Source organism: Nocardiopsis akebiae (genome assembly GCF_018316795.1).
In the GTDB taxonomy this organism is placed as follows: domain Bacteria; phylum Actinomycetota; class Actinomycetes; order Streptosporangiales; family Streptosporangiaceae; genus Nocardiopsis; species Nocardiopsis dassonvillei.
Genome location: NZ_CP074132.1, coordinates 2,133,747 through 2,155,595 on the forward strand (window position 1 = coordinate 2,133,747; position 21,849 = coordinate 2,155,595).

The 21,849-nt window shown below is 69.0% G+C and carries 16 protein-coding genes and 5 tRNA genes; 8 read left to right on the forward strand and 13 right to left on the reverse strand.

Annotation, left to right across the window (positions count from 1 at the left end):
* Positions 1-150: 150 nt before the first annotated feature.
* Entirely contained in the window at positions 151-3,891 is a 3,741-nt protein-coding gene (locus KGD83_RS09200; RefSeq protein WP_256448852.1) for a DUF4365 domain-containing protein, read from the reverse strand.
* A gap of 502 nt (positions 3,892-4,393) precedes the next feature.
* Between KGD83_RS09200 and KGD83_RS09205 the strand changes: the two genes are divergently transcribed.
* Genes KGD83_RS09205 through KGD83_RS09220 form a run of 4 tightly spaced genes read left to right on the forward strand, consistent with a single transcriptional unit; the run spans position 4,394 to position 8,007 of the window.
* Positions 4,394-5,236: a hypothetical protein gene (locus KGD83_RS09205; RefSeq protein WP_249352247.1), complete on the forward strand. Its 843-nt coding sequence runs from the start codon at positions 4,394-4,396 to the stop codon at positions 5,234-5,236.
* Positions 5,233-6,378: a DNA cytosine methyltransferase gene (locus tag KGD83_RS29090; protein WP_212643405.1), complete on the forward strand. Its 1,146-nt coding sequence runs from the start codon at positions 5,233-5,235 to the stop codon at positions 6,376-6,378. Before KGD83_RS09205 ends, KGD83_RS29090 begins: the two co-directional genes overlap by 4 nt.
* Positions 6,375-6,725: a helix-turn-helix domain-containing protein gene (locus tag KGD83_RS09215; protein ID WP_249352249.1), complete on the forward strand. Its 351-nt coding sequence runs from the start codon at positions 6,375-6,377 to the stop codon at positions 6,723-6,725. Before KGD83_RS29090 ends, KGD83_RS09215 begins: the two co-directional genes overlap by 4 nt.
* A 25-nt stretch (positions 6,726-6,750) precedes the next feature.
* A complete protein-coding gene (locus tag KGD83_RS09220) occupies positions 6,751-8,007 on the forward strand; it encodes a tyrosine-type recombinase/integrase (RefSeq protein WP_249352251.1) in 1,257 nt (418 codons plus the stop codon).
* 48 nt (positions 8,008-8,055) lie between these two features.
* On the opposite strand, the gene KGD83_RS09225 is transcribed toward KGD83_RS09220, so the two are convergent.
* From KGD83_RS09225 to KGD83_RS09245, 5 genes are all read right to left on the reverse strand, one after another.
* Positions 8,056-8,132 (reverse strand) — tRNA-Val (locus KGD83_RS09225).
* Between the two features lie 30 nt (positions 8,133-8,162).
* Positions 8,163-8,234 (reverse strand) — tRNA-Cys (locus KGD83_RS09230).
* A 47-nt stretch (positions 8,235-8,281) separates the two neighbouring features.
* Positions 8,282-8,354, reverse strand: a tRNA-Gly gene (locus KGD83_RS09235).
* Between the two features lie 70 nt (positions 8,355-8,424).
* Positions 8,425-8,497: transfer RNA gene (locus KGD83_RS09240), tRNA-Gly, on the reverse strand.
* Positions 8,498-8,654: 157 nt separating this feature from the next.
* Positions 8,655-9,086, reverse strand: a complete 432-nt coding sequence (locus tag KGD83_RS09245; RefSeq protein WP_013154286.1) for a roadblock/LC7 domain-containing protein — start codon at positions 9,084-9,086, stop codon at positions 8,655-8,657.
* Between the two features lie 385 nt (positions 9,087-9,471).
* Between KGD83_RS09245 and KGD83_RS09250 the strand changes: the two genes are divergently transcribed.
* On the forward strand, positions 9,472-10,314 hold the full coding sequence (locus KGD83_RS09250) for an aminotransferase class IV (protein WP_212643406.1): 843 nt from the start codon (positions 9,472-9,474) through the stop codon (positions 10,312-10,314).
* A gap of 103 nt (positions 10,315-10,417) precedes the next feature.
* Here KGD83_RS09250 and KGD83_RS09255 read toward each other — a convergent pair whose 3' ends face one another.
* Positions 10,418-10,840 (reverse strand): SsgA family sporulation/cell division regulator, encoded by a 423-nt coding sequence (locus KGD83_RS09255; protein ID WP_013154284.1) that lies wholly within the window; start codon positions 10,838-10,840, stop codon positions 10,418-10,420.
* Between the two features lie 470 nt (positions 10,841-11,310).
* Between KGD83_RS09255 and KGD83_RS09260 the strand changes: the two genes are divergently transcribed.
* Positions 11,311-11,384, forward strand: a tRNA-Val gene (locus KGD83_RS09260).
* A 217-nt stretch (positions 11,385-11,601) separates the two neighbouring features.
* Here KGD83_RS09260 and KGD83_RS09265 read toward each other — a convergent pair.
* Complete coding sequence (locus tag KGD83_RS09265) at positions 11,602-11,940, reverse strand: PGPGW domain-containing protein (protein ID WP_212644346.1); 339 nt, start codon at positions 11,938-11,940, stop codon at positions 11,602-11,604.
* Between the two features lie 518 nt (positions 11,941-12,458).
* Here KGD83_RS09265 and thrS point away from each other — a divergent pair.
* Positions 12,459-14,432, forward strand: a complete 1,974-nt coding sequence (thrS, locus tag KGD83_RS09270) for a threonine--tRNA ligase (RefSeq protein WP_212643407.1) — start codon at positions 12,459-12,461, stop codon at positions 14,430-14,432.
* A 129-nt stretch (positions 14,433-14,561) separates the two neighbouring features.
* Here the strand turns inward: thrS and KGD83_RS09275 are convergent, their stop codons facing one another.
* From KGD83_RS09275 to KGD83_RS09295, 5 genes are all read right to left on the reverse strand, one after another.
* Positions 14,562-14,723 carry a hypothetical protein gene (locus KGD83_RS09275; protein WP_174547456.1) on the reverse strand — a complete coding sequence of 54 codons (162 nt, stop codon included), beginning with the start codon at positions 14,721-14,723 and terminating at the stop codon, positions 14,562-14,564.
* Positions 14,724-14,815: 92 nt separating this feature from the next.
* Positions 14,816-15,460 (reverse strand): hypothetical protein, encoded by a 645-nt coding sequence (locus KGD83_RS09280; protein ID WP_212643408.1) that lies wholly within the window; start codon positions 15,458-15,460, stop codon positions 14,816-14,818.
* A 725-nt stretch (positions 15,461-16,185) separates the two neighbouring features.
* Positions 16,186-17,343 carry an acyl-CoA dehydrogenase family protein gene (locus KGD83_RS09285; RefSeq protein ID WP_212643409.1) on the reverse strand — a complete coding sequence of 386 codons (1,158 nt, stop codon included), beginning with the start codon at positions 17,341-17,343 and terminating at the stop codon, positions 16,186-16,188.
* A complete protein-coding gene (locus KGD83_RS09290) occupies positions 17,340-19,448 on the reverse strand; it encodes an ATP-binding protein (protein WP_212643410.1) in 2,109 nt (702 codons plus the stop codon). The genes KGD83_RS09285 and KGD83_RS09290 overlap by 4 nt, the downstream gene beginning before the upstream one ends.
* 7 nt (positions 19,449-19,455) lie before the next feature.
* Positions 19,456-21,066, reverse strand: a complete 1,611-nt coding sequence (locus KGD83_RS09295) for a carboxyl transferase domain-containing protein (protein ID WP_212644347.1) — start codon at positions 21,064-21,066, stop codon at positions 19,456-19,458.
* Between the two features lie 126 nt (positions 21,067-21,192).
* Here KGD83_RS09295 and KGD83_RS09300 point away from each other — a divergent pair, with 126 nt between their 5' ends.
* Positions 21,193-21,777 (forward strand): SACE_7040 family transcriptional regulator, encoded by a 585-nt coding sequence (locus KGD83_RS09300; protein WP_212643411.1) that lies wholly within the window; start codon positions 21,193-21,195, stop codon positions 21,775-21,777.
* Positions 21,778-21,849 lie beyond the last annotated feature (72 nt).

Genomic DNA, 21,849 nt, shown 5'->3' on the forward strand with positions numbered 1-21,849 from the left:
GCTTTATCCTCGACTTAGTCTTTGTTGGTGCATCACGTTTTTGTTAATTATTGCTGCGCGATTGATCGTCTTTTGGTCTTCTGGGTGCTGAATATGCATAGAATTTTTCCATGGTGCAGGTTGGTCTCAAATTGGTTCAGCGTGAAACGCTCAGGCTTCAAATTGGGGAGAGCCTAGCTCAGCAATAAGTGCACGCACAGTTTCCTCAGACCTGACGACTCCAGCCTCGCTTAAAAATGCACGAGCTGCGGGGAGGGCTAGCATTGGATCGCCGGCATCTTCGAAATCTCTGGCGACGCGACGGGCGTTGCGGCAGCTCTTGGCGAGATCTTCGAAAACCGGTTCGTCGTTGACATTATGGTCCCATCCGAGAAGTGCAAGGATTGCCAAAATGCGGCTAATTTCCTCAGGGGTTGACCTCCATCGAGCGGCCCCCAACATTGCGGCATACTGCCATTCAGGAAGTTGTGTCGCATCAGATTCTCTGATAGTCGCATACAGCTGCAGGAGTTCATTGATCGGATCCTCCTGCCATCCCCACCAAGCGGGTCGAGAGATCGCCCAAGCAGCTGCTGCAGGAACCCAGCCGTCTGCTGATGCCTGAGCGGTAAGTTGCTCGAAGGTGACTGGGATGTCGACTACGTACTCAGCCAGCAGCTCTTCCGTGACACGTGCTGCGAATTGGACTGCCCCGTCGATCTCATCAGTCCCTGCTGCTGACTGAAGTCGCGAGTCACGTAGCACTTCGGCCATAGCCATAGTGGAGAAGGCCATAACACCGATACTCCGAGCAAGTTGACGCACCGCGAGGTCGTCGCACCACAGAGGCACACCTTCCTGCGCTGCCAGCTCGATCGCGGCCGTCCATGGTGCATTTCGAATCATGTCCGACACGTCCCCGAACAACGTCGACGGAGTTACGTCCTTGACCAATGTACGCCGGACCATAGCTTCCATCGCCTCGGTGCGCTCGCGCACAAGGCGGTATTCCTCACCAGTTTGTTCGTAGAAGACTGGACGCCCGGAACGACCGTCCCATCCCAGCCTGCCCGTACTTGCTCCCAGGCTCTGCGCTTCGACTGATGCTCGCAGCACATCTTGCTTAGCCATGCGAGGCAGAAGCATGGCGGAAACCTGACCAGTGAGGATGTCTGCATCTGAGAGCTGGGAGAGCACGAGCAGAGTTGAGAGATCCACGACTGCTGGACCTTCTCTCGCCTTGGTCGCAGCCTCAATCTCACCCTGGTGCTCATCGTCGTTGACGGCGACAGCGACGAGCTGCCCCGCAGCCCGACGTACTAGCACTGCGGTGTAGGTGGTGCGGGCCACGAATGCCACTACGCCTGCGGGAAATTGGCCGCGAGCGATCTTGTTCAGCAGATCGGTGAGGTCCGGTGGCGCGGAGCTTCGAGCCAGCTCAATGACCTTTCCCATCATTTCTTCGGACGAGGAGCCCTGGATGACCTGTGCCCCGGTGGCCGCGCCGTGGGTCTCGATCAGCTCTTGGAGTACCTCGAATGCACGTCGGTGCAAATCAGTAGGTACCATGGGGCGGTCATCAGTAGGAGTCGTCTCCAGGACGTTGCTCTCGTCGTAGGAGCTATCTGGTTCAGTCGTGTCTTCATCGGTAGCGGTGCGGGTCGTTGTGACGAGATGCGTCAGCAGACCCGTTGCCAGATCGGGAGTGTCAGAGAATCGAGAGGCCAAAGCGATTGCTTCCGAGGCGATGGCGTCGTCCCATGCGACGTTGATCATCGCAGTCGCCCACAGGCGCGCCTCGGCTTCGGAACGGCATTGGGGGCGATGACGGGAAATAGTCGCTGCGGCCCGATCCCCAGCAGCTCCGAAGATCTGAACTTCGGTGAGGTTCCATACCAGTGCGTCCGGAGGAGGATCTTGGTATGTGAGCGCGGTCGACAGGATTGACTCTGCTTCTGACCACCGATGAGCATCGGTCGCGATTTTTGCCAGGCGAGTGGCGAGCATAAGCTGCTCAAAAGGTGCTTCTTCAATCCTCAATGCCTCCCGCAGGGCACTTTCAGCCTGCTCCGGGTCTTTGTCAAAAATGATCAAGGCACGCTGTGTCAGGAACTGAGAACTTCGGAACCGTTCGAAGGCTGCAGAACAGGCCTCAGCAGCATTATCGACATAGCCCATGGACACCAGTGTCTGGACCAAGTACTCAGCCGCGCTGACATCCTCAGAAGCCAGGGAACGCAGCAGAGCTATCCCTTCCTCGGGGCGTTGCTGAAGGACAAGGACCGCCTTCGGCAACCGCTGAGTGCCCAATGGGAGGATGCCGTTACGCATCAGTGGATCGAGACGATCAACGACATCGACGCCCAACGTGGCAAGACGATGTACTACCTGAGCGATCGCTTCCCAATCCTGGTCGGCCTCGGCTCGAGAAAGCTCTTCAGACCACAACTTTTTCGTCTCTGGTTCGGTCAGCTTAAGGAGACCGAGCTGCGCCTGTGCAACCCGATCTTCGAAACTGCCCGTCATCTGAGCCGTCACCGAATCGACAAGTTCAGAGGAACCGTGACAGTGCGCCGCCCCTAGGGCGTACCGCAACAGGACCGGATCGTTGGCCTCCCCAGAGCTGGCTGTTCCATACGGTGGCGGAAGCAGCCAGCGCAGTGTAGCGCCGTGCTCGCCACGTAGCGTGAGCACTCGCGCGAGACTGACCAGCAGATCGAGCGTGGGCCCCGCCCATTGGCGACGCTGCTCAACAGCGGCACTCAACAATTCCACTGCCCGTGTCATGTCGTTGACTTGGGCATCAGTGGTCAAGGCACGTTGTACGTAAATCTGCGCGACGAGGGCCATGACTTCGGTTGCCTCTGGTCCCAGCGTCAACGCGCGCTCGGCATGACGGGCTGCCCTGTCCAAGTCACGAGCTCGGAGCGCCTGTTCGGCGAGGAAGGCCTGCGCAGTCGCGTTCGTGCTGATGTCCGTCCCTCCGGCGGCGAGGACTGCATCGATACGCAGCGAAGAGGCATCACCTTCCGGGTGTTCAAGCCCGGCCTCGACGATTGCTACGAGCAAGTCTGCGCCGCCGCGTTCTCGGGCCGCCTTCACCAACTCGCCTGCTCTGGTCCTGTCCTGGACGGCGCTGTAAATGGCAGCGGCAGCCAGGCGTTCGCCGCATGCATCACCACCGGACTCCGCCGCGATCTCCAGTGCGTCCGCGGCTTCGCGCATGGCGTCGTGGTTAGCGCAGTAAGAGGCCAACGCGCGCCAGGCCCAGGAAGTCTGGGTGCGCATCCACGTCGGTCGTGCGGTCATGAGCGCTTGTGCAGTACCGGCTGGATTTGCACGGCCTTCGGCAAGGTGCAGCGCGACGAGTTCACTTTGCGCACCACCTGCGCCCTCGGTCTCGATCAATCCGCGAACTGGAGGCGGGAGAACTTCGAGATTCGCCTCGTACCTCTCGGTAGCACGTTGCTCCAAGCCGCTCGCGGCCAGCTCCCACGCCTCCGCAGCCGTGTCCAAAGTCTGGTCCACGGGGAGCGTCACCGCGTAACCCTTCTTGGTCTGCCGCTCCGTCGAAGGACTGATCCGCTGCCAGTAAGCTTTCCGGCTGTCCAGATCGACCATGACGACCATCACCGGTAGGGCGTGGCCGAGCCACAGTTGCCGCTCGCGTGCGGAGTAATAGAAGGCCCAACCGCCCTTGACGCGCCGGAAATATGAGGGGCCCGACTTGATCTGCACAGCGATCAAGCGCCCTGTCCCGTGACCCTCGACGGCAACCTCGACATGGCCGTCAACGCCTTGGTCCACGACCGTCTGTTCCCGAAAGATCCAGCCCAGATCCTGGGTGACGATCAACTCCACGATTGCCGTGCCAGCACGGTCGGTGAGCGCAGTGCTGGCGTGTCCCGACATCCCGGCTCCTAGGCTCGAACAACTGGACAACTTGACTGTATTGCCTAGGCATAGGCCTGAGGTCTCGGTCGCTGAGTCTGTGCAACACCGCGTTCATGACTCCGATGAGTGCCTTACTGCCGTTGCGTCTGCGTAGCAGGGACTCAGCGTCGGTACAGTCGCGCTCGTCTAACAGAGCCTCGATGGAGGCGCGGTTTTCTGAGTTTAGGAGGAAGGTGCAGTTCCTACCACCTCAGGCAACCTCTACTGCGTACCCACACATGGTCCCTACGCACTGACAGGCGCACGTAGCTCTCGTCCATCGGCGATCTCTCTTCGTGGTCGAAAAGGCCGTCTGAGTTGACGGCGGCGCTGTTCTTCTGAAACCTCAGCCAGCGATAGCCTTGCGTGCGCATTACGTGCACTGCTAGTGAGCGAAATCGGGTCCCTCGGTCCTCTTGACGGGTAGAGGCGTTCGATACCGGCCGACCACGCGATGAGAACACCCACTCCGCAACCACGATTGCGGTTGCTGCTCCTGGACGGCAGCCCCGGAGCCGCAGCATTGCTCCTCCTGGCTGCTCACCGGGCACTGCCTCCCTTCGACGCGGTGCTCGTCCCCGACACCGGGTGGTACCCGGCCAGCGGCTACCACATCCTGGACCGCTTGCGCGGTATCGCCTCCGAGGCCGCCATCGGCTGGGAAGCGGTCAAGATCGCGCCGATCGCCCACCGCACCCTCAACCCCCGCAGCCCCATGCCGCTGCTCCCCCTGTTCACCCTCCACCCCGACGGAACCTCGGGACGCCTTCCCCAAGGGTGCGCACGCAGCACCGCGATGGCCCTGACCCAGCGCATCCGCCGCCTGCTCGGCTACCCCCGCCCCACCCCGATCCCCGACGGCATCGTGGCCCAGTGCGCGATAGGAACCGGCACCGGCCAAGCTCATCAGGGGCCTGCCGTCGGTCCCTCGTTCGTGCGCTTGCACCGACCTCTGGCCGACCTCGGCTGGAGCGCGCAGGACTGCCAAGCGCTGCTGTTCCACCACGGCCTGGACCCGGCCGCGGACATGTCGTGTACGGCATGCCCCCACCGCTCTAACCGGTCCTGGGCGCGTTTGAGGCGAACGGAGCCGGACGTGTTCGCCGACGCGGTCGCGGTGGACACCTTGGTCCGGCACGGCCGCCCCCAGGTGGCAACGCACGGCATGCCGCCCGGCACCACCTTCTTCCTCCACCCCTCCCGGACGCCCTTGGACCAGGTTGATCTGAGCGCCGACACCGATGCCGCGCCGGACGGGTGCGTGCCGTGGGCATGCCACGGTCCTGCCAGCGGCGGCACAGCGGACGGAGGCGGCACCCGATGACCGCGACGCTGCCGCCGCACCAGCTTGCCGCCCCTGGTTCCACCACGGTGACGATCGGTTCCCTGTGCACCGGCTATGCCGGGCTCGACATGGGCGTGGCCGCGGCGCTGAACGGCAACGCCCGGCTGCTCTGGACAGCCGACAACGACCCCCACGTCACCCGGTTGCTCACGCACCGGCTCCCCGACGCCCCCAACCTCGGAAACCTGGCAACGGTGCGCTGGACGCGAGTGGAACCTCCCCAGGTGCTCACCGCCGGGTTTCCCTGCCAGGACGTCAGCGCAGCCGGCCGCGGCGCCGGAATCGAGAAAGGAACACGCTCTGGTGTCTGGCACCACGTCATGGACGCCGTTCGCCACCTACGACCCCGCCTGCTCGTGCTGGAGAACGTGGCCGCCCTGCGCTGGAAAGGCCGAGGACTCGACCGCGTACTCGCGGACCTGGCCCGCGCGGGGTATGACGCGAGCTGGTGTTGCGTACGCGCCTGCGACATCGGCGCGTGCCACCGCCGCGAACGCGTCTTCGTTGTTGCCCACCCCGTGCGCCAGCGACGGTCACCGGGGCTCCTCCGATCCGCATCAGCACACGCGACAGAAACGTCAGGTGCGGGTCGGCGATGTGCTGTGCCACCCGCCCCACACCCCCGCGTACGCACGCATCCGCACTGCGCACACCAGGAGCCGCACCCCGGAGTGTCTGCTGCCCACACCCCTGGCCAGCGACGGCACCAAAGGCAGTCCTGGGCAGAGGGATTCACGCGGGCACCGCACACTGCCCTCCGCGGCCATCGCTACCCACACCAGCGACCCCACCCCGAAGCCGCAGCGGTGCCTTTCGCGTACGCATGGGGCGCCTACGAACCCGCCATCCAACGGTGGGAGAAGGTGCTCGGCAGAGCGGCGCCCCCGCCCACCGAACCCGGCAATCGGGGGCAGCCCCGGCTGAGTGCCGCACTGGTCGAGTGGATGATGGGCCTGCCCGAAGGCTGGGTCACCGACCCTGGTCTCGCCCTGCCGCGCACCGCCCAACTCCAGGCACTCGGCAACGGGGTGGTGCCGCAGCAGGCGCGCGCTGCCGTGCGGCACCTGCTCACTGAGACCGCTCTCACCGAAGCAGAACCGGGCGGGGAGGGGTGTCGGTGAACCGGGACGTCTCCACACCAGGCGGCATGCCGCGCCAGAGCATCGGCACCGAACGGCAAGACGTAGAGCGCTACCGCGAAAGCGTTCCCCACCAGGGAAAACGCCACTACCGTGCGGGCTGCGACGAGCGCGGCCGACCGGAGCTGGAGGTCTTCACTCCCGCAGAGGCCGCCGCACTGCTCAAAGTCCCCGAGTCCTGGCTGCGCAGGCGCGCCTCCGCGCGCCAGGTGCCCTGCACCTTCATCGGCAAGCACCTGCGCTTCAGCTCCAGCGACCTCGAGCAGATCATCCGCGACGGCCACCGCGACCCCGTCACCGGCCCTCCACGCGCTCGTCGCACCACCTGAAACACACCGGAGAAGTGGAGTACGCATGGCGTACGCAGAACGCCGGGGCAGGACCTGGCGCGTGAAGTACAAGAAACCCAACGGCGACTGGGCCTCGGAGTCGGGGTTCGCGACCAAGGAAGCGGCCCTGGCCTGGGGCCGTGACCAGGAGACCGACATCCGCCGCCACACCTGGATCGACCCCGCCCGGGCCGAGGTCCGTTTCGGCGTCTTCGCCGAGGAGGTCTTCGACGCCGCCCGGCTGGCGGGCAACACCCGGGCCAAGTACCGCTCCTACCTGGACCGCCACATCCTGCCCCAGTGGGAGGACTGGCCCCTGGGCGCGGTCTTCAACGACTACCTGGAGATCGAACGCTGGGTGAGGGACCTGCACGAGGAGCTGGCCGAGCCCTCGGTGGCGTCGATCTTCGCCTACTTCTCCCGGTTGCTGGAGGTCGCGGTCAAGGCCCGCAAGATCCCCGCCAACCCCGCCCGCGGAGTCCGGGTGACCAGCGGCGAGTACGAGGCCGAACGCCAGGTGGCCACCCCGGCCCAGTTCCTGCGCGCTGCCCTGCGGCTGCACGAGACCTTCGGCAGGGCGGGGTTCGTGCTGGCGCTGATGAACGGCTACACCGGCGCACGCTGGTCGGAACTGGTCGCCTTGAGACCGCACGACTACGACGAGATCAACCACGCCGTCCCGGTGCGCACACCGCTGCGCGAGGTCGGCGGGAGGCTGGAGAGGGCCCCGAGCCCCAAGACCCCGGCGGGCAAGCGGTGGATCCAGCTCCCGCCGTTCCTGGACACCCTCTACACGGAGCTGATCGAGGACTGCGAGGACGACTACCTCTTCAGCGGCCCCCGGGGCGGGTTGCTGCGCCGGGGCAACTTCCGGGCCCGCTTCTGGCGTCCGGTCTGGGACGGTGACCCCCGCAGCGGTGAGGCCCGGTGGCGGCGTCCGCTGCTGCCGGGGTTCACGTTCAACGAGGGACGCCACACCCACCGCACGTGGCTGGCCGAGGACGAGATCCCCGAGGTGGCCCGCGCGGCGCGGCTGGGACACCGGGTGCCGGGGATGGCCCGGGTCTACGAGCATGTGACCCCGGAGATGAAGCGGCGTGTACTCAGCGTGCTCGAGAACCGGTGGCGGGGGAGCGTGACGGCCCTCACGGACCGGGATCGCGAGTGGCTCTTCACCGTGGCGCCGACGCTCGAAGAGCACTACCGTGGAAACAGCGAAAGCGGGCTCCGAGAGGAACCCGCTTCGAAGACGATCTCCCAGATATCTCCCAGTCTGGGCTGACCGGTCTTCACTCACATGTCAGATAAACTCTCTGACCTGCGGTGATGCTGGTGGGCGATACAGGATTCGAACCTGTGACCTCTACCGTGTCAAGGTAGCGCTCTAACCAACTGAGCTAACCGCCCTCATCGGGGGATGAGGTGAAGCTTGATGCGAGGCGGAGACGGGAATCGAACCCGTGTGCAGGGATTTGCAGTCCCTTGCCTCAACCACTCGGCCACTCCGCCGGAACGCGATGGGGGGCTGTCGAGTGACACCCATGCGGGCCTCTCCGAGCGGACGACGGGATTCGAACCCGCGACCCTCACCTTGGCAAGGTGATGCTCTACCAGCTGAGCCACGTCCGCGTGCGCCCCGGAGCGGACTCCGGAGCCGGAACCGCTCCGCGACCCTGAGGACGCGGAACGCTTCCGTTCGAGCGGACGACGGGATTCGAACCCGCGACCCTCACCTTGGCAAGGTGATGCTCTACCAGCTGAGCCACGTCCGCGCGGCGAGTCCGGCTTCCGGGGTTTGTCCCCGTCAGCGCCCCTCGCTGCGTTAAGAACTCTAGCGGATTCCCGGCCAAGCGCGAAATCGGCCGGGCGCACCGGGCACACCCGTGCCCCGCCGTGGCAGGTCCCGCCGACCCGCCGAGGCGGCGGGAGCTACTTCTCCACGTGGGCCGGAGAGGAGGGCATGTCGGGTCGGGGAGGCGCCGAGAGGTACTGGCCGACCCTCTCGATCACCTTGTTCATCTCGTAGGCGATCAGGCCCACGTCGCTGTCGGAGTCCGACATCAGCGCCATGCAGGCGCCCTCTCCGGCCGCGGCGACGAAGAGGAAGGCGCGGTCCATCTCGATGATGCTCTGGCGGATGCCGCCCGCGGCGAACTGCTTGCTCGCCCCGCCCGCGAGGCTGTGCAGCCCCGAGGCGATCGCGGACAGGTGCTCGGCGGCGGGACGGTCCAGTCCGCTGGAGGTGGCCATGAGGAGCCCGTCGGTGGACAGGACGATGGCGTGCTGCGTACCGGAGGCACGCGTGAGGAGATCGTCCAGCAACCAGCTGAGCTCTCCGCGGGCGGTACTCGGTGGGGTCATGTCTCTCTTTGCTCTGTCAGTGGTCGTGCGTGACGTGGGACACGCGCACTGCGGGCCGCCGCCGGGGTGCCTTGGGGGAAAGCTCCGAACTCGGCTGCCACCGGTCCCGCATAAGCGTTGCCCAGATGATAGTCATTCGTAACTTATCTGTCCGGCCACCACGGTGGATTCCGGGTGGGCCGCCCAGGCCGTCGAGCCGTGTGACCAGTCGCGATACCTCCGCAAAACGGGCATAGGTGCTAGACCATCGGCCGGTGCCGGTCACGGGACTTGTCAACCCGCCGTACGGAGGTTACGGAAGGAGCGGGTCGTGACACGCCGACGAGGTGGGAGGATCGTGCAGACACCGGCCCTACCTGGGCTCTTGAGAACGTGGGGGTGGCAGATGAAGGTGTGGATCGCGGGTGCCGGGTACGGTCGCGGCACCGTCGTCGACGAGAGCGAGGCGCGCATTCCCGTGGTCGACCACGGGATCACGGTGGGTGACGGGGTCTTCGAGACGGTGCGGGCCCGCGGCGGCCGCCCCTTCGCCCTCACCCGCCACCTCAGGCGCCTGGCCCGCTCCGCGGAGGGCCTGGGCATGGCCGAACCCGACCTGGAGCTGATCGCCGACGGCGTCGCCCGCGCGGTGGCGGCCAACCCGGAGCTGTCCGACGCCCGGGTGCGCATCACGGTCACCGACGGAGCCGGGCCGCTGGGCTCGGACCGCGCCCCGGGCGAGCAGACCGCCATCGTGGCGCTGGGGCCCTTCCCCGGGATCGCCCCGCACGCCGACGTGGCGACGGTCCCCTGGCCGCGCAACGAGTTCGGGGCCCTGGCCGGGCTCAAGACCACTTCCTACGCCGACAACGTGCGCGCCCTGGCCTACGCCAAGCAGCGAGGCGCCAGCGAGGCGCTCTTTCGCAACGTGAGCGGCAATCTGTGCGAGGGCACCGGCAGCAACGTCTTCGTGGTGCTCGACGGCAGGCTGGTCACCCCGCCGCTGTCGGCGGGCCCGCTGGCGGGGATCACCCGCGAACTCGTCCTGGAGTGGTTCGGGGGCGAGGAGGAGGACGTGCCCATGGAGCGCCTCCCCGAGGTCACCGAGGCCTTCCTGACCTCCACCGGGCGCGACGTGCAGGCGATCCTGCACGTGGACGGCCGCGCGGTGTCGGCCGAGCCCGGACCGGTCACCGCCAAGGCCGCGTCGGTGTTCGCGGAGCGCTCCGCGGCCGACATCGACCCCTGATCCCGGTAGCCGGGGACGGACACGTCTGAGGGGGCGGCGCGTGGTGCGCCGCCCCCTCAGACGTCGGGAGTGCTCCGCGAAGGGCCCGGGGCCCGCAGGTCGATCAGGAGTGCAGGTGCTGCTGGATCTCCTCGTCGAGGTTCACGAACTGGCCCTCCTGGCCCGCCGGAACGATCTCGTAGGTCCGGTGGAGGAACTCGGCCAGGGGGGAGACCTGGGTGTCGAACTCGGCCTGGCCGAAGGGGGAGGAGAGCGCGATGCTCACACTGCGGTCGCCGTTGTCGTCCTTGGAGGGCCACACGCGGACGTCGCCCTCGCCGACCGGCCGCACGATGCCGACGGTCAGTAGCTCGCGGGCGAAGATCCACTCGACGGGGTTGTCCTCGCCGGTGTGGAAGGCCACCCGTATGGCGTAGGGGTCGTCCGCGCTGTAGTCCAGGCGCGCGACCAGGGGGACCGCCGTGCGTTCGGGGACCACGAGCCGCAGGCCCAGCTCGGCGGTGGCAGTGGTGTCGCTACTGTTCATGTTCGCCAAACCTTTTCTCGTCCGGCCTTGCTGTTGCGGCGCGGGTCGGTTGCCGTCTCACGGGCTCCAACGCGGCTTCCCGCGGAACATGACGTGAGTACGGAGGCTTTCTTGGTGGGTGGGACCGGAGGTCTCGCCGCCCGTGCGACGGACCCGGCGTGCCGCGGTGCGGCGCCACGATCCTTCGTCACTGTAATGACCAGGACAAACCAAAGATTTCCCAATGTTGGGTGTCCCACGTCACGCGGAGGTAATGAAGGGGTGGTGTTCGACGGGTCCACGGGGGCGGGAACTCCTTATCACTGCGGGGATCGGGGGTGGGTGCGGACACTCCCGCGAGTCCCTCGAAAGGTTAATGTGACCTCCGCCACATGGAACGGCGTCCGCCGAGGGCTCCCGTGTGCGTCGAGCACCCCCGAAGGTGCGCTAGAGTCTTACTTGTCCGGCCGACAGGGCGGGCAGGAAGCTCAGGGCGATTAGCTCAGTTGGCTAGAGCGCGTCGTTCACACCGACGAGGTCACTGGTTCGAGTCCAGTATCGCCCACACGGCTCTGAGACGGTCCCACTCGGGGGTAGGTACCCCGGTGGGACCGTTCTCGTATGTGTGGGGCGCGGTCTCGTTCGCGCCGGGCTCCGTCCCTCCGGTTCGGGGCCCCGCCCCGTTCACGCGGGTGCTCCGGCGCAGTCGGCTGGGGCGAACCCCCTCGCGTTCGGCGCCCGCGCGCCGTCACCGCCCCCGGGGCCCGGTCGGCTTGAGGGGGCTAGTCGGACGGGGTGTCCGGCAGGGGGCGTCCGCGCCGCACCGCCCTGCGCGCGCGCAGGCGCCGGAAGAACTCCTCCTTGAGGCGCATCCCGTACCGCTCGGCGCGGCGGAACCACACCTGGGCGGGGCGCACCACCTTCTGCGCCCACCGGAACTCGGTGCTGAGGATGACCAGCCCCAGAACGACCGAGGCCAGGCCCGGACCCGGGACGACCATCATCACCAGCCCGGCCAGGACCACGACGACGCCGACGGTCCCCACGAGCACGCTCCAGGGCAGGCGCAGCGCGGGGTGCGTGTGCATGCGCCTGCGGAAGAGGCGCAGCCGCGCCCGCATCCGCCGCCACCTGCGCGCGCGGGTGCGGCGGGTGGGGGATGTCTCCGGGGCCGACGGGTCATTGGTGGGGCTCGGTGACATGCGCTCACAGTATTCGGTCGAAGCGAGTGGATGCATTCGGGTCGACTGGGGGCGATGGCCAGGGCATCTGTTGATTCTCACCGATCCTGACAGCGGGATCAATGGCCTTTCGTAAGGGTGTGGACAGGCCCACGAAAGGTGACGTTCCATGACAGATCAGTCCCTGTCTGGTCCCCTGCCCCTCCTGTGGGCGGTTCACGCGGGTACGCCCAGAAGAGTCCGAATCCCTGACCGAATCCCCGGCCGGACTCCGGGCCCGCGGCGCCTGAATCCCACCGTCCCACCACGTCCTCCGCGTCACCAGCCCGGCCGCGCGGCCTGTGTACAACCGGGGCGGCCCCGTCCCGAAGCCGCTAGCATCGGGAGGGAGTACACGCCCGGCCGCGCACAGCGGCCGGTCCGCGTTCGACATCTTCCACGTCTTCCTAGGAGTCACCTTGTCCGCCGCGCCTGAGCTGCACATCACCCTCGCCGGAACCCCGCGTGCGGTGGCGGCGAACACTACGGCGGGCCAGGCTCTGGAGGCCGACGGCAGGACCGTCATCGCCGCGCTGGTCAACGGCGAGCCGCGCGACCTCGCCCGGGAACTGCGCGAGGGCGACACCGTCGAGCCGATCGCCGTCGACTCCGAGGAGGGGCGGGCGATCCTGCGCCACTCCACCGCGCACGTGCTGGCCCAAGCCGTCCAGGAGCTCTTCCCCGAGGCCAAGCTGGGCATCGGCCCGCCCGTGGAGAACGGCTTCTACTACGACTTCGACGTCGCCGAGCCCTTCACCCCCGCCGACCTGAAGAGCATCGAGAAGAAGATGCAGCAGATCGTCAAGCAGGGGCAGCGCTTCGACCGCCGGGTCGTCTCGGACGAGGAGGCCCGCGCCGAGCTGGCCACCGAGCCGTACAAGCTGGAGCTGATCGGGCTCAAGGGCGGCGCCACCGAGGCCGCCGAGGGCGCCGGTGTGGAGGTGGGCGCCGGTGAGCTCACCATCTACGACAACGTCCACCCGCGCACCGGCGAGCTGTGCTGGAAGGACCTGTGCCGCGGGCCGCACCTGCCCACCACCCGCGTCATCCCGGCGTTCAAACTCATGCGCACCGCCGCGGCCTACTGGCGCGGCAAGGAGACCAACCCGCAGCTGCAGCGCGTCTACGGCACCGCCTGGGAGAGCAAGGAGGCCCTCAAGGACCACCTGACCTTCCTGGAGGAGGCCGAGAAGCGCGACCACCGCAAGCTCGGCTCCGAGCTGGACCTGTTCTCCATCCCGGACGAGATCGGCTCGGGCCTTGCGGTCTTCCACCCCAAGGGCGGCACCGTCCGCCGGGTCATGGAGGACTACTCGCGTCGGCGGCACGAGGAGGACGGGTACGAGTTCGTCTACACCCCGCACGCCACCAAGGGGACCCTGTTCGAGAAGTCGGGGCACCTGGACTGGTACGCGGACGGGATGTACCCCCCCATGCAGCTCGACGGCGGCCAGGACTACTACCTCAAGCCGATGAACTGCCCGATGCACCACCTGATCTTCGACGCGCGCGGGCGCTCCTACCGTGAGCTGCCGCTGCGCCTGTTCGAGTTCGGCACCGTGTACCGGTACGAGAAGTCGGGTGTGGTGCACGGCCTGACCCGCGCCCGCGGCTTCACCCAGGACGACTCCCACATCTACTGCACCAAGGAGCAGATGGCGGACGAGCTCGACTCGCTGCTGACCTTCGTGCTCGACCTGCTGCGCGACTACGGCCTGGACGACTTCTACCTGGAGCTGTCCACCAAGGACCCGGAGAAGTACGTCGGTACCGACGAGGTGTGGGAGGAGGCCACCGAGACCCTGCGCGAGGCCGCGCAGAAGCAGGGCCTGGAGCTGGTTCTGGACCCGGCCGGCGCCGCCTTCTACGGCCCCAAGATCTCGGTGCAGGCCAAGGACGCCATCGGCCGCACCTGGCAGATGTCCACCATCCAGGTGGACTTCAACATGCCCGAACGCTTCGACCTGGAGTACACCGCGGCCGACGGCTCGCGCCAGCGCCCGGTGGTGATCCACCGCGCCCTGTTCGGCTCCATCGAGCGCTTCTTCGCCGTCCTGCTGGAGCACTACGCGGGCGCGTTCCCGGCCTGGCTGGCGCCGGTGCAGGCGGTCGGCATCCCCATCGCCGACGAGCACGTGCCCTACCTGCGCGAGCTCGCCGCCAGGCTGCGCGCGGAGGGCGTCCGCGTCGAGGTGGACGCCAGCGACGACCGCATGCAGAAGAAGATCCGCAACGCCCAGAAGCAGAAGGTGCCCTTCATGCTGCTGGCCGGTGACGAGGACGTCAGCAAGAACGCGGTGTCCTTCCGCTACCGGGACGGCTCGCAGAACAACGGGGTGCCGCTGGACGAGGCGGTCGCCGAGATCGTCGCCGCCGTCCGCGAGCGCCGCTAGACGGGGTCCTTCGGGGCCTCTTCGGACCGTGTTCGGGCGCCCGGAGAACGGGAAGCCCGTGGGTGCCCGAACCGCACACGAGAGGAGCGCCCATCCGGGGTGACCGGGTGGGCGCTCCTCCGTCTCGGGTCAGCGCCGCTCGCCGGGCGCCTGGAACTCCTCCTCGTCGCGGAACAGGTCCGCACGGGAGATGCGCGCGGTCGCGTTGGGGTCCGGGGCGTTGGTCTCCTCCTCGTCGTCGCGGAACAGGTCCGCGCGCGAGATGCGGTGCGTCGCGTTGGGGTCACTCATGAGGGCGGTACTCCTTGTTGCTACGGGGGCAAGGCGAATTTTATCCGCCTCACGGAGCGGGACCGGATGCCCGGACCTGCGCGTAAGGCCGTTCAGCGGCCGGGGGCGCGCCGTTTCCAGGCCTCGGCGGGGACCCGCTCCACGAGGGCGATCAGGTAGTCGGCGGCGGTCACGGCCCGATCGGGATCCAGTCGCATGGCCGCCCACGTCAGGACGTAGTCCCCGCTGAAGCGTACGGGAAGGGACCGGGACCTGGGATCGGTCAGCAGCCACTTGGTGACCACGTTGTCGAGCACGGCCCCGGTGAACGCGGGGTCGTTGCCCGTCGCGTGGAAGGCTCCGGCGAAGTCGTCGTCGGAGGCGTCCGGGTCGCGCCTGCGCAGTATCTGTAGTTCGGCGTTGGGTCCGGGGGTGCGCACGGCCACCACGCGGTGGACGCGGCGGACCCGTTCCGCGCCCCTGCCCGCCGTGTGGGTCTGCTCGAAGGCGACGACCAGGTGCTGGCCCCGGCGGCCGGTGAGCACGTGCTGTGCGCGCGGGTGCGGTCCGAGGGCGGCACGGGGAAGTACGGCCTCTCCCAGCGGACTGGGGAGCTGTTCGGTGTAGGTCCATCCGCGTTCACGCGCCCATCGGCGCAGCTCGGTGGAGCGTTCCTTGCGGAAGTGCGCGGCGACCGCGATCGTGCCGGCCGACATGACGACGGCGACCAGCGCGATCACAGACAGGACGCCTTCCATGTCTCCTCCGGCTGGGGGATGTGAGGTGGCCGTGGGCCGCGCAGAGCCCGTCCTGAGCGGGCCGGGTCGGGAAAGTCGGGGACCCGCGCTGGCCGTATGGGTCCATTCTGTGTTGATTTCGGGTGCTTGTCACCCCTTGTTGTTGTTCCGCGGTGACGCTGGGGGTTCGCGGCCTCTCGGTGTCCGCCCACGGTGTACCCGGAACGGGCGCGGCGTCACCGTCACCGCGCGTCCCCACCCGGTCACCACCTGCGCGAACGCCTTCCTCCGCGCGGCTCGGGGGTCCTCCTTCGCCTGCCACACGGCCCTTCCCGCCTCCGAGGCCCCGGCGGTGCGCGGTCATGCGACGGACACGGAGGGTGAGGGGTGTCCGGAACCGGCCACCGTTCGCCCCGCCCGTGCCGCAGCCGCTCCTCGCACGTCAGCCGCCGACGCGGCGCTCCACCCGAGTCCTCGGCCCTCCATCACCCGGCCCGGGCCGCGCCAGGCCGTACGCCGCCGACCGGACCCGGGCGTGAGGGCGCACGCGCCCGGGTCCGCGGACGGGTTCTAGGCAGTGTTTTTTTGGACCTTCCGCTCCGCTTCGTCCCACCCGTCGCCCGCCACCACCCTCAACCGACGCCTACGGCGCGGTTCCGCCACGGGAACCCGTCTCCGGCACCTCCGGAACCCCGTGGGCGCCCGAACCGACCCCCACAAGCCGAGACCGGTGCAAAAAACAGACCTTAGGCGGGCAGGCCCAGCTCGCGGGCGATGAGCATCTTCTGCACCTCGCTGGTGCCCTCGCCCACCTCCAGGATCTTGGCGTCCCGGTAGAAGCGGCCCACGGGGTAGTCGTTCATGAACCCGTACCCGCCGAACACCTGCGTGGCGTCCCGCGCGTTGTCCATGGCCGCGTTGGAGGCCACCAGCTTGGCGACCGCGGCCTCCTTCTTGAAGGGCTCGCCCGCCAGCATGCGCGAGGCCGCGTCGTAGTAGGCCAGCCGCGCGGTGTGCGCACGCGTCTCCATCTCCGCGATCTTGAACTGGATCGCCTGGTAGCTGCCGATCGCGTTGCCGAAGGCGTGCCGCTCGTGGGCGTAGCGCACGCTCTCGTCCACGCAGCCCTGCGCCAGGCCCACGGACAGCGCCGCGATGGCGATGCGGCCCTCGTCCAGGATCCGCAGGAACTGGGCGTACCCGCGCCCGCGCTCGCCGACCAGGTTCGCCTCGGGCACCCGGCAGTCCTCGAAGACCAGCTCGTTGGTGTCGGAGGCGTTCCACCCCACCTTGGAGTACTTCTGGCCCACGGAGAAGCCCGGTGTGCCCGCGGGCACCAGGATCGAGGAGATCTCCGGCCGCCCGTCCTCCCGGCGCCCGGTCACGGCGGTGACGGTCACCAGCGCGGTGATGTCGGTACCCGAGTTGGTGATGAAGGACTTGGTCCCGTTGATCACCCACTGGCCGTCCTCCAGGCGGGCCGTGGTCCTGGTGGCGCCCGCGTCGGACCCGCCGTCGGGCTCGGTCAGTCCGAACGCGCCCAGCGCCTCACCCGAGGTCAGCCGCGGCAGGTACGCCCTCCTCTGGTCCTCGGTGCCGAACCGGAAGATCGGCATCGCGCCCAGCGACACCCCGGCCTCCAGTGTGATCGCCACCGAGGAGTCCACCCGGGCCAGCTCCTCCAGGGCCAGGCACAGGGCGAAGTAGTCGCCGCCCATGCCGCCGTGTTCCTCGGGGAAGGGCAGTCCGAACAGGCCCATCCGGCCCATCTTGGCGACGATCTCGTACGGGAAGGCCTCCCGCTCGTAGTAGTCGCCGATGACCGGGGCGACCTCGCCGCGGGCGAACTCCTCCACGGCGGCCCGCAGGTCGGCGTGTTCGGTCGAGAGCTGGTGACGGTTCATGCGTGCGACTCCTCGCTGGTGGCGGGGGAGGGCGCGTCCGACGGGGTGTCGGCGGACGCGTTCGGGACGGGTTCGACGGTGACCAGGACGGCGTCCATGGGCACGGACGCGCCGGGGCGCACCGCCACGGCCGCGACGGTCCCGTCGACGGGTGAGGTGACGGAGTGCTCCATCTTCATGGCCTCCACGACGGCGAGCGGGCTCCCCGCGCTCACCGCCTGCCCCACCCGCACGGCGACGGAGAGCACCGTGCCGGGCATGGGGCTGCGCACGGTCCCGTCGGCGGCGGCGTCGTCCTCGCGCAGCGCGGCCGCGACGGGCTCCTCGTGCAGGCTCCAGGCGGCGCCGCCCGAGCCCAGCCAGCGGTGCGCGGTGCCGGGGTCGTCGGCGCGCGCGTAGGTGCGGGTGGCGCGGCCGTCGGTGACGGTGAGCCTGGTGCCGTCGGCGGAGCGCCGGGCCCCGAAGGCGACGGGTTCCCCCTCCGCCACGCTCACCAGGTAGCGTCCTGGCTCCCCGTCACGGCGCACCCGGACCGCGACGGCCTCGCGCCCGGAGAGCCGCAGCCGCCACGGGGTCCAGGCGGGGCCGCCCATCCGCCAGCCGTCCGGCACGGCGAAGCGGTCGGCGCCCGGCTCCGACTCCAGGTCGAGCTGGTGGTCCAGGGCCGCGGCCGCGTACACCTCGTCGAGGATCCGCTCGGGAGCCGGCGCGGGCGGGTCGGAGGCGATGAGGTCGGTGCTCAGGTCCCCGGCGACCACACGCGGGTGGCGCAGCAGACGGCGCAGGTAGGCGGTGTTGGTCACGCAGCCCAACAGCTGGTAGGAGCCCAGCGCGGAGTCCATCCGGTTCAGGGCCTCGGCGCGGTCCGCGCCCCAGGTGATCACCTTGGCGAGCATCGGGTCGAAGTCCGAGGTGATCCGCCCGCCCTGGGCGATGCCCGAGTCCACCCGGACCTCGTGCCCCCGGGGTTCGGCGAGGGACAGGATCGGCCCGCCGGTGGGCAGGAACCCGCGGTCGGCGTCCTCGGCGTAGATCCGCGACTCCACGGCGTGCCCGATCCAGGACACGTCGGACTGGGCGAAGGGCAGCGCCTCCCCGTAGGCCACCCGCACCTGGAGTTCGACCAGGTCCACGCCGCGCTCGCCGCGCACCGCGACGACCTCCTCGGTGACCGGGTGCTCGACCTGAAGACGGGTGTTCATCTCCAGGAACGAGAACGACAGGTCGCCGCCCGGCCCCGCCTCGGCGATGAACTCCACCGTGCCCGCGCCCACGTACCCGCACGAGCGGGCGGCGGCCACGGCGGCCTCGCCCATGGTGGCGCGCTGGGCGTCGGTGAGCAGCGGGGAGGGCGCCTCCTCCACCACCTTCTGGTGGCGGCGCTGGAGGCTGCACTCGCGCTCACCCAAATGCAGGACGCTGCCGTGGGCGTCGGCCACGACCTGCACCTCGATGTGGCGGGGCCGCTCCACCAGCCGCTCCACCAGCAGGGTTGAGTCCCCGAAGGAGGCCAGCGCCTCGCGCCGGGCGGCCGCCGCACCGGCCGCCAGGTCGTCGGGGGAGCGCACGGACCGCATGCCCTTGCCGCCGCCCCCGGCGGAGGGCTTGATGAGCAGCGGGTAGCCGGTCTCCTCGGCGGCGCGCAGGAGTTCGTCGTCGCCCAGGGGCCGCCCGGGCTTCTCGGTGAACCCGCCCAGGACGGGCACGCCCGCGGCGGCCACGGTGTCCTTGGCGCGGATCTTGTCGCCCATGGCCTCGATCGCGGGGGCCGGGGGGCCGATGAAGACCAGCCCGGCGTCGGTGCAGGCGCGCGCGAAGCCGGCGTTCTCGGACAGGAAGCCGTAGCCGGGGTGCACGCCGGTGGCGCCGCAGTCCAGGGCCAGGGCGACGATCGCGTCGGCGTCCAGGTAGTGCTCCACCCGCAGCGCCATGTCGGCGGCGAGGGCGTGCGGGGCGTTCGCGTCGGCGTCGGTGTACACGGTGGCCGGGCTGATGCCCATACGGCGCAGGGTGCGCATGACGCGCAGCGCGATCTCGCCCCGGTTGGCGACCATGATGCGCGCGGGCCCGCGGACGCCCGGGTTCGTGCGTGGCGTTGTGGTCAAGGGTTCCTCACATCCGGAAGACGCCGTAGCCCACCGGCTCCAGCGGGGCGTGGCGGGCGGCGGACAGGGCCATGGCGAGCACGTCGCGGGTGTCGGCGGGGTCGATGACGCCGTCGTCCCACAGCCGCGCGGTGGAGTAGTAGGGGCTGCCCTGCTCCTCGTACTGGTCGCGCACGGGCGCCTTGAAGGCCTCCTCGTCCTCGGCGGACCACTCCTGCCCGCGCGCGGCCATCTGGTCGCGGCGGACGGTGGAGAGCACCGAGGCGGCCTGCTCGCCGCCCATCACCGAGATGCGCGCGTTGGGCCACATCCACAGGAACCGGGGGGAGTAGGCCCGCCCGCACATGCTGTAGTTGCCCGCGCCGAAGGAACCGCCCACGACCACAGTGAACTTGGGAACGCGGGCGCAGGCCACGGCGGTGACCATCTTCGCACCGTGCTTGGCGATGCCGCCCGCCTCGTAGTCCCGCCCGACCATGAACCCGGAGATGTTCTGGAGGAAGACCAGCGGCACGCCGCGCCGGTCGCACAGCTCGATGAAGTGGGCGCCCTTGAGGGCGGACTCGGCGAACAGGATGCCGTTGTTGGCGACGATCCCGACCGGGTGGCCGTGCAGGTGAGCGAAACCGGTGACCAGGGTCGTGCCGTACTCGGCCTTGAACTCGGTGAACTCGCTGCCGTCCACGATCCGGCCGATGACCTCGCGCACGTCGTAGGGGGTGCGCGTGTCGGCGGGCACCACCCCGTACAGCTCCCCGGGGTCCAGCACCGGGGGACGGGGCTCGCGTACCTCCCACGCGGGCGGTTCGGGCGGGCCGAGGGTGTCGGCGATGCGCCGGACGAGGGTGAGGGCGTGCGCGTCGTCGTCGGCCAGGTGGTCGGTGACCCCCGACACCCGCGAGTGCAGGTCGCCGCCGCCCAGCTCCTCGGCGGTGACGACCTCTCCGGTGGCCGCCTTGACCAGCGGCGGGCCGCCCAGGAAGATCGTGCCCTGCTCGCGCACGATGACCGCCTCGTCGCTCATCGCCGGGACGTAGGCGCCGCCCGCCGTGCACGAGCCCAGCACCGCGGCGATCTGCGGGATGCCCATCCGCGACATGGTGGCCTGGTTGTAGAAGATCCGGCCGAAGTGCTCCCGGTCGGGGAAGACGTCGTCCTGCATGGGCAGGAACGCGCCCCCGGAGTCGGCGAGGTAGACGCACGGGAGCCGGTTGTGCAGCGCCACCTCCTGGGCGCGCAGGTGCTTCTTGACGGTCATCGGGTAGTAGCTGCCGCCCTTGACGGTGGCGTCGTTGGCGACCACGACCGTCGGGCGGCCCATGACCCGGCCCACGCCCGCGATCATCCCGGCGCCGGGAGCGTCCTGACCGTCCACGCCGTAGAGCCCGTACGCGGCCAGGGGGGCGATCTCCAGGAAGGGGGAGCCGGGGTCCAGGAGGAGGTCGACGCGGTCGCGCGGCAGCAGTTTGCCCCGCTCGACGTGGCGTGTCCGGGTCCTCTCCGGGCCGCCCAGGGCCGCGGTGGCGATCCGCTCGCGCAGCTCCAGGGCGAGGGCGCGGTTCGCCGCGTCGTTGGCGGCGAACGCGGGCCCGGCGGTGTCCACCGCCGTGCCGAGCACAGATGCCCTGCTCATGGTGTCCTCTCGTGGAGGGGTGTTAATGCTCACTAACATCTGGGATGTTAGTGACTACTAACATGGGTGTCCAGGGCCCGGCGCGACACCGGGGGAGGGGAAGGAGTCCGGATGGGGGGCAGACCCGCGGGCGAGCGGCGCGCGGCGCTCTTGGGCGCGGCGGCGCGGCTCTTCGCCGAGCGCGGCTACCGGGGGGTGTCCATCGACGACCTCGGCCGCGCCGTCGGCACGACCGGGCCCGCCCTGTACCGCCACTTCCGCGGCAAGCAGGAGCTGCTCGGCGCGGTGCTGGTGGACGTCAGCGAACGCCTGGCGCGCCGGGGCGGCGAGCTGGTGGCGCGGGCGTCGGGTGCCGAGGAGGCGCTGGAGGCCCTGCTGCGCGGGCACATCGCCTTCGCCCTGGACGAGCCCGACCTGATCACGGTGCACGACCGGGAGCTGGGAAACCTCACCGACGCCGACCGGCGCCGGGTGCGCCGCCTCCAGCGCGGCTACGTCGAGCAGTGGGTGGGGGTGCTGGTCGAGCTGCGTCCCGACGCCTCGGCCACCGTCCTGCGCGCCGCGGTGCACGCCGTGTTCGGGCTGCTCAACTCCACCCCGCACAGCCGGGGCGAGCTGTCGCGGCGGCACATGGCGGGGCTGCTGCTGGAGATGGGCCGGGCCGCTCTGACCGTCCCCGCCGCCGAGTCCGACTGAGGGTTCGCCCCGAGCCCGTTCCGGCCGCCGTTCCCAGCGCTCCTCCGGTACCGGGTGCTCCGCGCCCGCCGT